Source organism: Marinobacter salicampi (assembly GCF_011074795.1).
Taxonomy (GTDB): domain Bacteria; phylum Pseudomonadota; class Gammaproteobacteria; order Pseudomonadales; family Oleiphilaceae; genus Marinobacter; species Marinobacter salicampi.
Window position 1 is genome coordinate 119,963 of sequence record NZ_JAAMPF010000008.1, and the last position, 13,261, is coordinate 133,223.

13 protein-coding genes are annotated in these 13,261 nt (G+C 59.6%); 7 read left to right on the top strand and 6 right to left on the bottom strand.

Annotated features, from left to right (window positions below; all coding sequences use genetic code 11):
* Positions 1-44: 44 nt before the first annotated feature.
* The 4 genes from G7W63_RS03230 to G7W63_RS03245 all read right to left on the bottom strand — a co-directional run bounded on the left by G7W63_RS03230 (position 45) and on the right by G7W63_RS03245 (position 4,633).
* Positions 45-1,205 carry an MFS transporter gene (locus G7W63_RS03230; RefSeq protein WP_242634290.1) on the bottom strand — a complete coding sequence of 387 codons (1,161 nt, stop codon included), beginning with the start codon at positions 1,203-1,205 and terminating at the stop codon, positions 45-47.
* A 72-nt stretch (positions 1,206-1,277) separates the two neighbouring features.
* A complete protein-coding gene (locus G7W63_RS03235) occupies positions 1,278-1,679 on the bottom strand; it encodes an ectoine synthase (protein ID WP_166253061.1) in 402 nt (133 codons plus the stop codon).
* Positions 1,680-1,733: 54 nt separating this feature from the next.
* Positions 1,734-3,173 (bottom strand): GTPase/DUF3482 domain-containing protein, encoded by a 1,440-nt coding sequence (locus G7W63_RS03240; RefSeq protein ID WP_166253064.1) that lies wholly within the window; start codon positions 3,171-3,173, stop codon positions 1,734-1,736.
* Positions 3,170-4,633: a DUF2868 domain-containing protein gene (locus G7W63_RS03245; RefSeq protein WP_166253067.1), complete on the bottom strand. Its 1,464-nt coding sequence runs from the start codon at positions 4,631-4,633 to the stop codon at positions 3,170-3,172. The genes G7W63_RS03240 and G7W63_RS03245 overlap by 4 nt, the downstream gene beginning before the upstream one ends.
* A 121-nt stretch (positions 4,634-4,754) precedes the next feature.
* Here G7W63_RS03245 and G7W63_RS03250 point away from each other — a divergent pair, with 121 nt between their 5' ends.
* Positions 4,755-5,114, top strand: coding sequence for a DUF6164 family protein (locus tag G7W63_RS03250; RefSeq protein ID WP_166253070.1), 360 nt, complete (start codon positions 4,755-4,757; stop codon positions 5,112-5,114).
* Here G7W63_RS03250 and G7W63_RS03255 read toward each other — a convergent pair.
* Positions 5,074-6,063 (bottom strand): alpha/beta hydrolase, encoded by a 990-nt coding sequence (locus tag G7W63_RS03255; protein ID WP_242634291.1) that lies wholly within the window; start codon positions 6,061-6,063, stop codon positions 5,074-5,076. The genes G7W63_RS03250 and G7W63_RS03255 overlap by 41 nt on opposite strands.
* A 98-nt stretch (positions 6,064-6,161) precedes the next feature.
* Positions 6,162-6,641, bottom strand: coding sequence for a Cys-tRNA(Pro) deacylase (gene ybaK / locus G7W63_RS03260; RefSeq protein ID WP_166253073.1), 480 nt, complete (start codon positions 6,639-6,641; stop codon positions 6,162-6,164).
* Positions 6,642-6,828: 187 nt separating this feature from the next.
* On the opposite strand from ybaK, the gene G7W63_RS03265 reads away from it, so the two are divergent.
* The 6 genes from G7W63_RS03265 (at position 6,829) to G7W63_RS03290 (ending at position 13,244) form a co-directional block, all read left to right on the top strand.
* Positions 6,829-7,521 (top strand): hypothetical protein, encoded by a 693-nt coding sequence (locus G7W63_RS03265; protein WP_166253076.1) that lies wholly within the window; start codon positions 6,829-6,831, stop codon positions 7,519-7,521.
* A gap of 68 nt (positions 7,522-7,589) precedes the next feature.
* Positions 7,590-9,008: a sigma-54 interaction domain-containing protein gene (locus tag G7W63_RS03270; RefSeq protein ID WP_166253079.1), complete on the top strand. Its 1,419-nt coding sequence runs from the start codon at positions 7,590-7,592 to the stop codon at positions 9,006-9,008.
* Between the two features lie 196 nt (positions 9,009-9,204).
* Positions 9,205-10,287 (top strand): TRAP transporter substrate-binding protein, encoded by a 1,083-nt coding sequence (locus G7W63_RS03275; RefSeq protein ID WP_166253081.1) that lies wholly within the window; start codon positions 9,205-9,207, stop codon positions 10,285-10,287.
* A 100-nt stretch (positions 10,288-10,387) separates the two neighbouring features.
* The gene (locus G7W63_RS03280) at positions 10,388-11,005 is read left to right on the top strand and encodes a TRAP transporter small permease subunit (protein ID WP_242634292.1); all 618 of its coding nucleotides are present in this window, start codon (positions 10,388-10,390) and stop codon (positions 11,003-11,005) included.
* A gap of 16 nt (positions 11,006-11,021) precedes the next feature.
* Positions 11,022-12,392 (top strand): TRAP transporter large permease, encoded by a 1,371-nt coding sequence (locus G7W63_RS03285; RefSeq protein WP_166253084.1) that lies wholly within the window; start codon positions 11,022-11,024, stop codon positions 12,390-12,392.
* A gap of 72 nt (positions 12,393-12,464) precedes the next feature.
* Positions 12,465-13,244, top strand: a complete 780-nt coding sequence (locus G7W63_RS03290) for a 3-hydroxybutyrate dehydrogenase (RefSeq protein WP_166253087.1) — start codon at positions 12,465-12,467, stop codon at positions 13,242-13,244.
* The last annotated feature ends 17 nt before the right edge of the window (positions 13,245-13,261 follow it).

Here is a 13,261-nt window from a genome sequence, read left to right on the forward strand (position 1 = left end):
GCTCCGGACGACTTTGGCCAATGCTTAAAGCTCCCCTTGCCCCTTCAGCTCATTGCTTCAGCCGGCGCTTTGCCCCGCCTGAGGTTCAGCGTCCAGGCTACCGGTAGCACCAGCAGCCCATAGGCCAGAATAACCCCCAGGGCGAAGCGCGTATCCCCGGTGGCATCGGCGACAAATCCGCCTGTCATGGGCACCACAAAAGAAAGGGTATAGCCTACCGTGAAGTTGCCGGCCGACAGACGCCCGGTATCACTGCTGTGGCTGAGCAACGGCGGCAGGGCCACCAGCAGGATCAGCTGAATGCCAGCGGTAAAACTCATCGCCACCGCAAAAAGGATACTGACCCAGCCTTCGGTCATGATAACGCCCGTCAGGAAGACCAGGCTAGCGGCAATCAGGATCACGAGCAGGGATTTGCGGCCGACCCACCGCCTGGCCATCAGCAGCATCAGCAGCGACGCCGCCACCTGCGCGAGATTAAACCAGAACAAGGCATTGTCCAGATTGGCCAGCTCGTCCCTTTGTGCCAGGAGACTGCCCAGATAGGCGTTGACGCCAAAAAATAGTGACCCGGAACAACCCAGGAGCAGACCCAGCCTCAGGGTCAGGGGGTTGCGCCAGTCGGGCAGCCAGGCGGGCCGCTTGACCGGGCGGTTGCGCTCGCGGACCGGCAGGTACAGAAGCCCGACCACCACAAGCGCAGGCAAGGACCAGGCGAGCAGGGTCAGGCGCCAATTGCCGTCGAACATGGGCATGATGACAGGCAAGGTGAGACCGGCACCGATGAATTCCCCCATCAGCATGCCGTTCATGTAGACCGCAGAGCCCAGGGCCAGGTGATGGGGCTGGAGCCAGCGCGGCAACAGGGCAGGCAGGGCGGGCTGCATCATCGCCACACCCAGGCCCATGACGGCACTGGTGGCCAACAGGGTCAGAATGTCAGGTGACAGGCCCCGGGCGGCAGAGCCGAGGGCGGCGATCAGAAGCGCCATGGCCAGGGTATTGCGAGGTCCGAATCGGGAGATGGCCAGGGAGCCGGGCATGGCGCCAATAGCCAGCATAAGCACCGGCACCGCCGTCAGAGCGCCGACAAGCGCCTGAGTGAGGGCCATTTCGTCAGCAATAAACGGCGCCAGGGCCGGCGCTGCCAAAATGGGAATACGCAGGTAAAGGCCACTCAGCCAGAGCAAGCCTGCAATCAGCAACAGGCTTGCTCTGGTAGGCGCGTGGCTTTGATCAGGGTGGTGCTGCAAAACAGGCTTTAATTCAAAGCCTGATTACTCGTCTTCAACAACCAGATTGTAGGCGCCGTCCGCATCGTGGGTTTCACGGCCGGTAACCGGGGGGTTGAAGGCACAGATAAGGCGCATGTCTTCGGTGCCGCCGTGAAGCTGGTGACGGTCGTTCTTGTCCAGTGCGTAGAGCGTACCGTCGGTTATCTGGTGGGTCTCGCCGGTTTCAAGGTCGGTGATCGAGCCGTTGCCTGCGACGCAATAGACGGCTTCCAGATGGTTCTTGTACCAGAACTGGTGTTCAGACCCGGCAGGAATGATGGTTTCATGAAATGAGAAGCCCATGCCGTCCTTCTTCAGCAGCAGGCGGCGGCTGGCCCATGGTGATTCTGTGCCTCTGACTTCCCGCTCGGTGCCGATAATGTCCTCAACTCTGACTATTTTCATGCTAATCCCTTCCTGAAATATCCAGTGACAAGATCCACAGTATACACACCGATGCTAGTGGGAATTCAACTGCCATTCGTCGTAAGCATCGAAAGCCGCTTCGATAGCATGGGCCAGACGCTGCCGCGAGGCGGTGTCGAGTCCGCGTTTTTTCCGGCACAGATCAAAGGCCCGCTGGATTTCCCGACGGCTGGCGCGGTCGAGCCGGGTGAGCCAGTGGGACTCGGTTGGCTCAAGGTCGAGCGGGTCGCGCCCGGCATGGTTACGCTGGCTGATACGCCACCAGTGATCCACTGCCCGGCCCAGTACCACATAACCGAATTGGCTGTCCTGGACCGGGCCAAAACTGGCGGTCTGCAAGCCCTGGTGCCAGTCACCCAGCTTGAGGGCTGACAGTGTCAGCCTGTCGCCATAGTAAAAACTGCCGGCAGCGCCAATCAGACCTCCGATCAGGGCACCGGCACCCAGGGAGTGGCCCAGGGTGAGGGCATCAATACTGACGCCGCCGACGGCCCCGGCTCCGAACCCTGCAGTAGTAAGGTACGATCTGCTCACGCCCCACGCCTGCCGGCTGTCTTCACTGAACAGGTCATGTTCGTTGTGCCAGGTCAACTCGGCTTCCTGGCGAGTGATGCGGGTGTGCTGATACAGGTGCTCGACCGCAAGCCGCAGGGTCTGTTCCCGTTGGCGCTGATACTGGTACCAGAGCTGGCGAAGTTCTTCGGCCAGTGTCTCGGTGGACAGGCTCGCGGCCTGATTGGCTGTCAGAGTTCGGGTTTCCCGCCGTGAGAGCATGTCTTCCAGGGCCTGGGCGGTCAGTCTGGCAGCGTCTTTGCGACGCTGTGCGCGTTGCTGGGACAGGTGAAGAGTCGCCCTTTCAAGAGGCTGCTCCCAACCGGGCTCAAGCTGGCCAAATGCCTTCAGCAGGCTGAGGTGCTGGTCAAAAGGCGCCCGCACCGCGTCGAACCGTCTTACGACCTGGAAGAACTGCCCCAAAGCAGCCACCCACGCCGCGCTGTGATCATCGCTGCCAATGCTGTTCACCAGGGCAAGGTTGGGTTTTCCGGTCCACCTGAGAATGGTCATCTCGGCTTCGTTTTCTGCACTGTAGGGGACTGAGCCGTCCACAACATAGATAATACCCGCGCCTTCGATAAGCGGGGTGAGAAGCTCGCACTCATCATGGAAGCGCGGGTCATCCCGGTGCTGTTGGACGAAGGCGGCCACTGTTTCGGCGCGGTCTGAGGCGGATATGCTGTGGGCTTCGAGCCAGGCCAGTACCCTGCGGGGACGCTGAAAGCCGGGTGTATCCACCAGGGTGTAAAGCACCTCACCGTCGACTGTGAGCGGGTAGGCCTGCCGGCTTCGGGTGGTGCCCGGCTCAAGCGCGATTGCAATGGCATCGTTTTGCGACAGGGTGGCCACGACACTGGACTTACCCTTGTTGGGGTGCCCAACAACCGCAAATACCGGCGTGCGGTTGACGCCAGTCATGAATAAATCTCCGGCCCGCCGGAAACCGCGAATCTAGCGCCATCGATACCAGAGGCGTTCAGACTGCGAAAGGGGTGACAGATGCGCAGGCGCAGGTCAGGACGTCGCTCAGCGAAGCGTAGCCACTGTCCCAGCTGGTGATCCGGGGGCGGCTCCGCCAGACTGTTATGCAGCGGTACAATGGCGATCAAGCTGTCGTTCGGCCAGCATTCGCGGGCTTCTTCCAGGAAATCCGATAATTCCCCGGTGGGCGGTTCCCAGGAACGCGTGGCCAGCAGAACATTACGACGGTCACCGTCAAGATAGCCCCGGACCTCTTCAAGGACCCGTTGGTCCTCCTGCAGTGAGTTGGCCCCGCCGGCGTTGACTGTCAGGCTATTTTTGCCATCCAGAAGGTCGGCTTCGTCAGGAACCGTTGCCCCCGCCCATCGCACCAGTACCCGGCTTGAAGGCACCTCGGCAACCGCCAGTCCGGTTGACAGATCAGGTTGATCAGCACTGTCGGCAGGCCCCGTTCCGGTCTCCAGTGCTGGCGTTTCCATCCGGTACTGCAGCGCTATGCGGCCAGGGTGGCTGGCAAGCAGACGTCGCACCCGCAGCCGCAGGTGGCTGACGGTAAGCAGCAGCAGCAGCACCCGCGGAAAAACGATGTACACCAGCCAGCTCATGGCTACAAACGGCCACCAGTCACCCCAGCGGGTGGGTGCCAAGGTTGCTGCAGATTCGTCGAGTCGGTAAAAACGGGACTCGCTGACCAGCTCGGGTGAGGGCACGGCCGCAGGCCAGAGTTGTTGCCAGGGTGAAGCCACAGCAGCTACCAGAGAGTGAAATGATCCCGGCGCGGTGTCCAGGGTAGTGCTCCAGCCGAACGCAAGGTCCTGGACCACAATCAGGAACAGCAGGGTGACGAGCCCGAAGAGCCCGAATACGAGTCCGCCCAGATGTGCCGCCCGGGCTGCAAGCTGTGGCTGCAACTGCTCCAGAATCGTGGAGCCGGACTCGTCTGCGGGTCCCTGGCCCAGGCGCCGCTGCAGTGTCTTTACGAGGCCAGACCAGGGACGCCAGCCGAGAAATGACTGTGCGGTCGTGAATATCGCAAGCAACAACTGAAGAAAAATAAACGCCAAAATGACCGTAACGTTGATCTGCTGGCTGCCGTCATAATAGAGCAGCCCCAGCATGGCAAGCATGCCCAGCATTGCTCCCAGTCCTGCAAAGACGAGGGCTATCCGGCGCCAGGGTTTGAGGCGGGGGTCCCGATCTGGTACTTCCCGACCGCGGCTGTGACTGAGCCGGGCCAGGTAATCCAGCCAGTGTTCCGCGTCTGGGTTCTGTTTATCCGCTTCACAGGCCAGCGCAAACCGGCGGTCACGCCTGTGTAGAAATGTCGCCGGCTGGGCCCGGTCGCGACGGACCTGGTCGTCAAAATCCAGCAACAGCGTCAAGGGTGCTTTGGCCATGAAAGGTCCTGAACATAAGTGATACCGCGAGTGTAACCTGATCCATCCCCGGGTCGCCAAACCCTGGCGGCAGAAGTGGTAACATGGCTGCACGAGCCCCAGCCAACAGCAGACAGTATTTATGCCCTATCACCTGATGAATCTGAGACACGTACCTGACGATGAAGCCGATGAGATCCGTGCTCTGTTTGAAGCCCATGAGGTTCGCTATTACGAGACACCGCCAAGCCGCTGGGGCATCAGCATGGGTGGTTTCTGGGTGCACGACAGGGCAGAGGCAGCCAGGGCCCGTGAGTTGTTGAAAGCTTATCAGGGTGAGCGCTTCGGCCGTCAGCGGGAGGAGTACGAAAAAGCCCGCGCCTCCGGCCAGGTGCCCGGGTTCTGGCTCAGGCTCCGGCGCAAGCCGCTGAGTGTCGTGTTTGTATTGCTGGCGGCGGTCTTCATTCTGGTGCTGAGTCTGGCCCCGTTTCTGGGTCTTTGACCTGGTCCCTGTCCGGCCCGGACGTACTGTGGCGCAGCAGAAACGAGGCGGCTTCGTCGAGCACTGTCCCTGCGGTCAGAAAACTGGTGATATGACCTCGCAAGCGCATGATATACAGTTGGTTTTCAATGTCATTTGCGGCGAGTTTGGCACGGAAAGCGGTGGCCTGCTCCAGCGGCACCAGCGAATCCATGGCGCCGTGAAACAGAAAGAACGGCGGCGTTTCAGGACCCACATGAGTAATCGGTGAGGCGTTCCGGTAGGCGTCAGGCTTTTCGGCCAGCGTACCGCCCAGCAACTGCTTCAACAGCTTGCCGGTACCGAAGGCGGGCAGGTCGGCCGGCAACCCCCCGGCTACCACGGCTTTCGGCCGCAGCCGGGCTCCGCCGTAGGGCTCATCCAGCTCATGTCCGCTGCCGGCAAGAGCCGCCATGAGACTGATCAGATGGGCACCGGAGGAGAATCCGAAGGCCGAAATAGCTTCCGGGTCCAGCGCCAGGTCTGCGGCATGGTCGTGAAGCCATGTCATGGCGACCTGCACATCATAAAGCTGAGCTGGAAAGGTGGCTTCCGGGGCAAAGCGGTGGTCAATGTTCATCACCATGAAACCCCGGCCCGCAAGCTCTTCGGCTATCCAGTCCATGTCCTCGCGGGAGCGGCGCTCCCATCCGCCGCCGTGGACCATGAGCACAGCGGGTGCGGGATCCTCGCGCCGGGGCCGGTACAGATCTGCCTGCAGGGCCTGAGGCCAGTCCGGGGGCGTGAAGACTAGGTTGTGCTCAACGTCGTAGTCTGTCGTGGGCGTAGACAGCGTACTGTCCGGTTGGTTTATATGGGTGGCGCAGCCGGAAACCAGCAGGCTGGTAAGGGCGCAGAACAGCGTAAGTCCGGGGTATTTCCGCAATGGACGCACCAACAGTCGTGCCAGCGTAGCGATGGCTTTGTTCACAGGCTGTTCTCTTATCTTGATTGGGCTTGGCTAACCAGTGGCTCTGGATACGTCTGGGCTGAACGGTTGGATTCTCCTGCGCCCGTCCTGATCTGTACTCAATCCGTTCGGTCCTGGCTGAGTTCGCAGAAGCTAGCGTTGGTCAGGTCCCGAAGCGCGCCCGGGCTGAGCTCTATTTCCAGGCCGCGGCGCCCGGCGCTGACGAAAATGGTCGAATGGCCCCGGGCCGAGCTATCAATCCAGGTTCTCAGGGGTTTTTTCTGGCCCAGAGGGCTGACACCGCCCAGCACATAGCCGGTGCTCCTGGCCACCAGCTGAGGCTGTGCCATAGAAGCCTTCTTGGCACCGGCGGCGCGGGCAATGAGTTTCATGCTCAACATCCGGGACACAGGCAGTACCACGACCACCAGTTCCCTGCTATCCAGCTCAAGCACCAGGGTCTTGAAAACCCGGTCTGGAGGCAGGCCAAGTTTTTCGGCCGCTTCCTGACCATAAGCTTCTGATTTCGGGTCATGTGTGTATTCGTGGACCTGAAACCGGATCCCGGCTTTTCTGGCGATATTGATTCCGGGCGTCATCTGGGTATTGCCTACCTCTCACAAGTTTAATAAGCCGGCAGTTAACTGCTAATCCCGGGTCAGGCACAGTACGGCCCGGTCTCTGAAGCCAGAGTATAAAGCACTCTAACCCAGTCTGAGCGGTATCGGTTCGTTTCGACCTGTGCGAAACTGCTGTGGTCATATTTTGTACGTATAAGGAGTATCCATGGAGCTGGAGTCTGTACTCGCCTATCTGGAGGCCCATCCCCTCTTGGGATTGGCGGCCGGCCTGGTATTGGCAGCGCTGGTCGCCATCGTCGCCATTACCGCAATCAAACGTAGCCTTGAAGCCGAACAGGACGTGCTGAAAAGACGCCTGGATACGCTTTGGCATGAAATGGACGATGTCCGGATGCAGCGCCCGACCGATGGGGGCGAGTCCGAAATTGACGCTCCACCGGCAAAACAGGCCTCGCGTAGTCGTGGTGCGCCCAGTTCGAATGCGGCCATTTCCGTTGAACGTTTTAATCACGAAAAAGCCGTGTACGAAGGGATCTGGGCCGTTACCTGGGCTCTTCATGACCGCGTCGGCGTGTTTTTGCGGGCGGTGGAGGCTGGTGAGAATGCCAGTGACAGTCGTCTTTCCGCCCGCAATGCCGCGCTGGAGGCCCGGGCCAAAACCAATGCCCTGAGGCCGTTCTATGATGAACAGCTAGATGATCTGCTGAGCCGCCTTATTGATGCCGAAATCAAGGCGCATCTGGCAGCCTGTCAGTACCTGGACTATCGACAGAGCGAGCCGGGAACCAGCATCGACTCCTATCGCGAGACCTTCCGTCTGCAGCACGACGGCGAAGCACGGGAGGTAGTGAGCCAGCTGGTAGCCACCATAAGGCGCCGGCTCCAGCCTCTTCAGTAGGTGGTGCTCGCGAGAGTCCAGATTAGCGCTAGAATAAAATAAGACCCATAACCAGGCGTACTCAGTCTATGGCTCAGCCCTTTGCCGATAATAACAAGACCGGCCTTACCCGCGACCTGATTGAAGCCATGTTCCCGATGTTCGAGCAGGCCAGTGCCGGCGCCATTGCAGTGGACAGTGAGTGCCGGATTACCTGGATCAATGCCAGCTATGCAGCACTGCTTGGCGTGGACAATCCGGAAGCCGTCATCGGACAGCCGGTCAGACCCGTTATCCCACACACACGCATGCCGGAAGTGGTGGCCAGCGGCCGTCCTCTCTTACTGGACATCATGGAATATGGCGATCAGCAACTGGTGGTCACCCGGCTGCCTTTTTTTGATGAAAGTGGCGCTGTTATCGGCGCTGTCGCCTTTGTTCTTTATGATGATCTTCAGCCTCTTACTCCCCTGGTCAGCAAATACCGCCGCCTTCACCAGGACCTGCTGGCTGCCCGCAAAGCGCTCGCCCGCCACGCCCGGGGGACCCGTTACAGCCTGGGTGATTTTGTCGGCGCCAGCACCGCCGCCCTGGAAGTGAAACGCAGGGCCAGGCTGGCGGCGGGCAGGGATATGCCGGTGCTGATACTGGGCGAGACAGGCACCGGTAAGGAGGTGCTGGCCCAGTCCATCCACGCGGTTTCAGGGCGGGCAGGCAAGCCCTTTGTAGGGGTGAATCTGGCAGCGGTGCCGGAAAACCTTCTGGAGGCGGAATTCTTCGGCGTGGTCCCCGGCGCCTTTACCGGCGCTGATAAGCGGGCCCGCGAGGGCAAGTTCAAACTCGCCAATGGCGGTACTCTATTTCTCGATGAGGTGGGGGATATGCCGCTGGCACTTCAGGCCAAACTGTTACGAGCATTGCAGGAGGGCGAAATAGAGGCCCTGGGCTCGAACCGGGTGGAGTCGGTCGATGTCAGGGTGATCGCGGCTACCAGCCGGAATCTAGAGGCCATGATGGCCGAGGGCAGCTTCCGCTCTGATCTTTACTATCGTCTGAACGTGCTGGAGATCCCGATACCGCCGCTCAGGGATCGCCTTGCCGACATGGGCATCCTTTGTGAGGCTCTGCTCGAGGACATCTGCCAAGGGCTTGGGGTCAGGGGCGAGATCACTGATGAAGGGCTCGAAGCCCTCAGTGCCCACGACTGGCCAGGCAATATTCGCGAGTTGCGCAATGTGTTGGAGCGCGCCCTTACCATGGATGAGGACAGTGGCACCCTGGACGCCGACGCGATTTTCAAGGTGCTGCCGAAACAGGCTGCCTCAAGGTCAGGCAAAGCGGGCCTCCACGGTGGTGCTGCCAAGCCGCTGTCGGAAGTGGTAGCTGAGGCTGAGGCAGAGGCAATCCGGAATGCTTTGCTGGTGAGTCGGGGCAATCGGTCGCAGGCTGCGCGTCTGCTGGGGATTTCCCGTTCGGCTCTGTACGAGAAACTGGCCAGGGTGTCCTGAAATCAGGACGCATGTCCGAAAAGCCGGACGTTTCAGGTCGAGATTTCCGCGAGACTGTAATCTTTTCCGGACACCTAGCTAGCAGTGTTTAGAAAGGAGCAAGCTAGGTCATTGATTTAAAACAGGTTCCTGTTTACGGCATGGAACCTGCTGTCGTAGAAGCTGAAAGTCGTACAAAAACAACAAGGATCAATCTATGTCTCTGAAATTTCCATTATCAAAACTGACCCATGGCCTGGCTGTAGCTGCTCTGATCGGGGGCACTGCCGTGTCCACCAACGTGGCAGCAGAAAAAGTCCGCTGGCAAGTGCCACTGGCCTTCCCTTCTCACCTGATCGGCCTGACCACACCGGTCAAGCATCTGACGGAAAACCTCAAGGCCATTTCCGGCGGTGATGTAGAGCTGCGCTATTACGAACCGGGCGAGCTGATTCCCGCTTTCGAAATAATGGACGCGGTGAGCACCGGCAAGTACCCGGCCGGCTACACCTGGGTCGGCTATGACCAGGGCACCATTCCAGCGCTTCCGCTTTACTCGGGTGCTCCTTTCAACATGGAGCCACCGGCTTACCTGGCCTGGTACTACGAGGGTGAGGGCAAGGAGCTGCTGGAAGAAATCTACGACAAGCGCAACATCCATCCCATGCTGTGCAGCATCATCGGTCCGGAAGGTGCTGGCTGGTTCGCTAAACCGATCGAAGGCCTGGATGATTTCGACGGCCTCCGGATTCGCTTCGCAGGCATCGGCGGCAAGGTTCTGGAAGAGCTGGGTGCGTCTGTAACCATGCTGCCTGCGGGCGAGCTCTATCAGGCCCTTGAGCGTGGCACCATTGATGCAACGGAGTTTTCACAGCCAGCCATCGACAAGATGCTGGGCCTCGACCAGATCATCAAGAACTACATCATGCCGGGCTGGCACCAGACCCTGACCACATCACACCTGCTGGTCAACAAGGACGTCTGGAACAAGCTTGAGCCCCAGAGTCGTGCGTTGATCGAGATGGGCTGTGAATCCGCGACCCTGAAAGGCTTCGCCCAGAGTGAGTACGCCCAGCCGACTGCCCTGCGGGAGTATGAAGAGGAAGGTGTAAACGCCCAGACCCTGCCAGAGCCGGTCCTGCGTGAACTCGAAGATGCCACCAACAAGGTGCTCGATGACATTGCATCCGAAGATGAAATGTTCAAGCGCGTGCTGACCAGTCAGCGCGACTTCATGAAGCACCACTCGATCTGGCACAGCAAGGGTTACCTGCCACGGGATTTCTACGAGTACGACTGATCAGCGACTGATCGTTGTATTGAATCCCGTTGGAAAAACCGTCGGGGCACCTGTTCAGGGTGCCCCGATGTCAGTCTAAACAGGTAAGCCCGAGGTTTGTGTGACCGGTCAAAACGATACACCCGAAGCTGCGGTGCCGCACGGTGCCCAAGCGAATGAAGATCTTCCCACCAATCGCCTGTCCCTGTGGCTTGACCGTATTATCGTTGCCATTGGTAAAGCGGCATCCTGGCTATGGCTGGCGGTGCTGGCAGTTGTGCTGGCCAATGTGTTCAGCCGTTTTGTGATGGAAGAAGGCTCCATTGCCCTGGAAGAGCTGTCCTGGCACCTGTTCGGCGCTGCCATGATGCTGACCCTGGCGTTTGCCGTGGTACGGGACGACCATGTGCGGGTTGACGTTATTCACGAAAAGTTCTCTGCGCGGACCCGGGCCATCATTGATCTGGTGGGTATCCTGCTGCTGGCCTTGCCGATCATCTATCTCATGGTCGAATCGCTGGTTTCCTACACGTACACAGCCTATATCTACGACGAACGCTCCCAGGCCCCGAGCGGTCTACCCTACCGGTTTATATTCAAAGGCGTTCTGGCCCTGGCCCTGGGGCTTGTGATGGTCGCTCTGTTTTCCAGGGCGCTGCGCTGCTGCACCCTGCTCTTCCGATTCCCCCGCCCCTTGCGGCCCACGGATGATCGCGCAGACGACCATTCCAAGTTTTAAGTGAGAGATTGACGCTATGGGTCTGGAAGAAATTCTTGTAATAGCCATGTTCGCCTCCTTTATGGGGCTGTTGCTGCTGGGTTTTCCGGTGGCCTGGTCACTGGCGGGTATTGGTCTGGTCTTTGCGGTTGTCGGATACGTCATGATGGAGTATTTCGATGCCGACCTCTGGTTCACCTGGCAGGGCACCATTGGCGTGCTGGATGCGAGGATCTACGGTGTGGTGGCCAATGAGCTGATGGTCGCCCTGCCGTTGTTTATTTTCATGGGCATCATGCTCGACCGTTCCGGCATTGCGGAAAAACTGATGCACAGTCTGGTCAAGGTCCTGGGCCCCCTGCGCGGGGGTTACGCCATTACCGTGGTCATAGTGGGCATATTGCTGGCGGCTTCCACCGGCATCGTCGGTGCTTCTGTGGTACTGCTGGGGATGCTGTCACTGGGTCCCATGATGCAGGCCAACTACAACAAGTCCCTGGCGGTGGGTACGGCCTGCTCGGTGGGGACCCTGGGCATTCTGGTGCCGCCAAGCATCATGCTGGTGCTGATGTCGGACCGCCTGGGTACCTCGGCCGCATCGGTTGGCAAGCTGTTCATGGGTGCACTGATCCCGGGTATCATGCTGGGTGTCATGTACATTCTGTACATTATCATTGCAGCCTGGATCAAGAAGGACCTGGCACCAGCGCCAAAGAACCGCGAGCCCATGACCTGGCGGGTGTGGGCCGATGTGCTTTTGGCTGTGGTTCCGCCCATGGTGCTGATCATCGCGGTGTTGGGCTCAATATTCTTTGGTATTGCTACCACCACCGAAGCCTCTGCCGTAGGCGCTCTTGGTGCCCTGCTGATGGCTTTGTTGAGCAAACGCCTGGATCTTGCTGTGCTGAAGGATGCCCTCTACCAGACCAGTCGCACCACCGCGTTCATTTTTGGCATTTTCATTGGTGCCACGGTGTTTGCCGCCGTCCTTCGCGGCCTGGGCGGGGATGACGTTATCCGTGAGGCTATCACCGGCTTGCCGTTCGGCCAGACCGGGGTGCTGCTGATCATCCTTTTTGTTACCTTTCTGCTGGGTTTCTTCCTGGACTGGGTGGAAATCACGCTGATCATACTGCCGCTGGTGGCACCGGTAATTTTCGCAATGGGCGTTGAGCCGGTCTGGTTCGCCATCATGTTTGCCATGTGTCTGCAGACGTCTTTCCTTACACCGCCGGTAGGCTTTGCGCTTTTCTATATCAAGGGTGTCTGCCCCCCGGGCATAACCACACGCCATATCTACCTGGGGGTGCTGCCTTTCATCGCGATCCAGTTGCTGGGGCTGGGACTGGTGTTCTGGTTTGAGGAGCTCGCTACCTGGTTGCCCAACGAAGTTTATGGCGGGCCGTGACAGGCAGCCGGATGGCCGGATGGCCGCATGGACAGGAACGACCAATGAAAACAGATAAAGGAGTACAACCACATGCGCCTGAATAATCGGATTGCGTTGATAACCGGGGCTGGACGCGGCATTGGCCGGGCCATCGCTGAACACTATGCCCGTGAAGGTGCCCGGGTAGCCGTTGCTGATCTGGACACGGCCGGAGCGCAGGACGTGGTTGAGGCAATACGGGCCAGCGGCGGAACGGCCATGGCGCTGACCATGGACGTCACCAATGAAAAAGCGGTGGCCGACGGTGTGTCCGCCATCGTCAGGGAGTGGGGCGGCCTCGATATTGCTCTGGCCAATGCCGGTGTGCAGCATATAGACCCGATCCACAAGCTCGCTTACGAAGACTGGTTCCGAGTCATTGACGTGCACCTGAACGGTGCTTTCCTGGTGACCCGGGCGGCGCTCAACCAGATGTACAAAAATGGCGGTGGCACCATGCTGTTTATGGGTTCGGTCCACTCCATGGAGGCGTCCCCGCTGAAAGCGCCCTACGTGTCGGCCAAGCACGGTATTCTCGGGCTCTGCCGTGCGGTAGCGAAGGAAGGCGCGGAGTACGGGGTCCGCAGCAACATCATCTGCCCGGGATTCGTGCGCACGCCGCTGGTTGAAAAGCAGATTCCGGAGCAGGCCCGTGAGCTGGGCATTTCCGAGGAGGCCGTGATTCGGGACGTTATGTTGCGGCATACTGTGGATGGAGAATTCACCACCCTGGAGGACGTTTCGGAACTGGCTGTCCACCTGGCCGCGTTCCCCTCGGCCGCCCTTACCGGACAGTCCATCGTTGTCAGCCACGGCTGGCACATGCAATAGCGGCCACAGGCTAAAGG

Excerpts from the sequence above, each read along its gene's own strand:
- G7W63_RS03275 (WP_166253081.1), top strand. The coding sequence starts at position 9,205 with ATGTCTCTGAAATTTCCATTATCAAAACTGACCCATGGCCTGGCTGTA.
- G7W63_RS03285 (WP_166253084.1), top strand. The coding sequence starts at position 11,022 with ATGGGTCTGGAAGAAATTCTTGTAATAGCCATGTTCGCCTCCTTTATG.
- G7W63_RS03240 (WP_166253064.1), bottom strand. The coding sequence starts at position 3,173 with ATGACTGGCGTCAACCGCACGCCGGTATTTGCGGTTGTTGGGCACCCC.
- G7W63_RS03265 (WP_166253076.1), top strand. The coding sequence starts at position 6,829 with ATGGAGCTGGAGTCTGTACTCGCCTATCTGGAGGCCCATCCCCTCTTG.
- ybaK (WP_166253073.1), bottom strand. The coding sequence starts at position 6,641 with ATGACGCCCGGAATCAATATCGCCAGAAAAGCCGGGATCCGGTTTCAG.
- G7W63_RS03270 (WP_166253079.1), top strand. The coding sequence starts at position 7,590 with ATGGCTCAGCCCTTTGCCGATAATAACAAGACCGGCCTTACCCGCGAC.
- G7W63_RS03250 (WP_166253070.1), top strand. The coding sequence starts at position 4,755 with ATGCCCTATCACCTGATGAATCTGAGACACGTACCTGACGATGAAGCC.
- G7W63_RS03245 (WP_166253067.1), bottom strand. The coding sequence starts at position 4,633 with ATGGCCAAAGCACCCTTGACGCTGTTGCTGGATTTTGACGACCAGGTC.
- G7W63_RS03235 (WP_166253061.1), bottom strand. The coding sequence starts at position 1,679 with ATGAAAATAGTCAGAGTTGAGGACATTATCGGCACCGAGCGGGAAGTC.
- G7W63_RS03290 (WP_166253087.1), top strand. The coding sequence starts at position 12,465 with ATGCGCCTGAATAATCGGATTGCGTTGATAACCGGGGCTGGACGCGGC.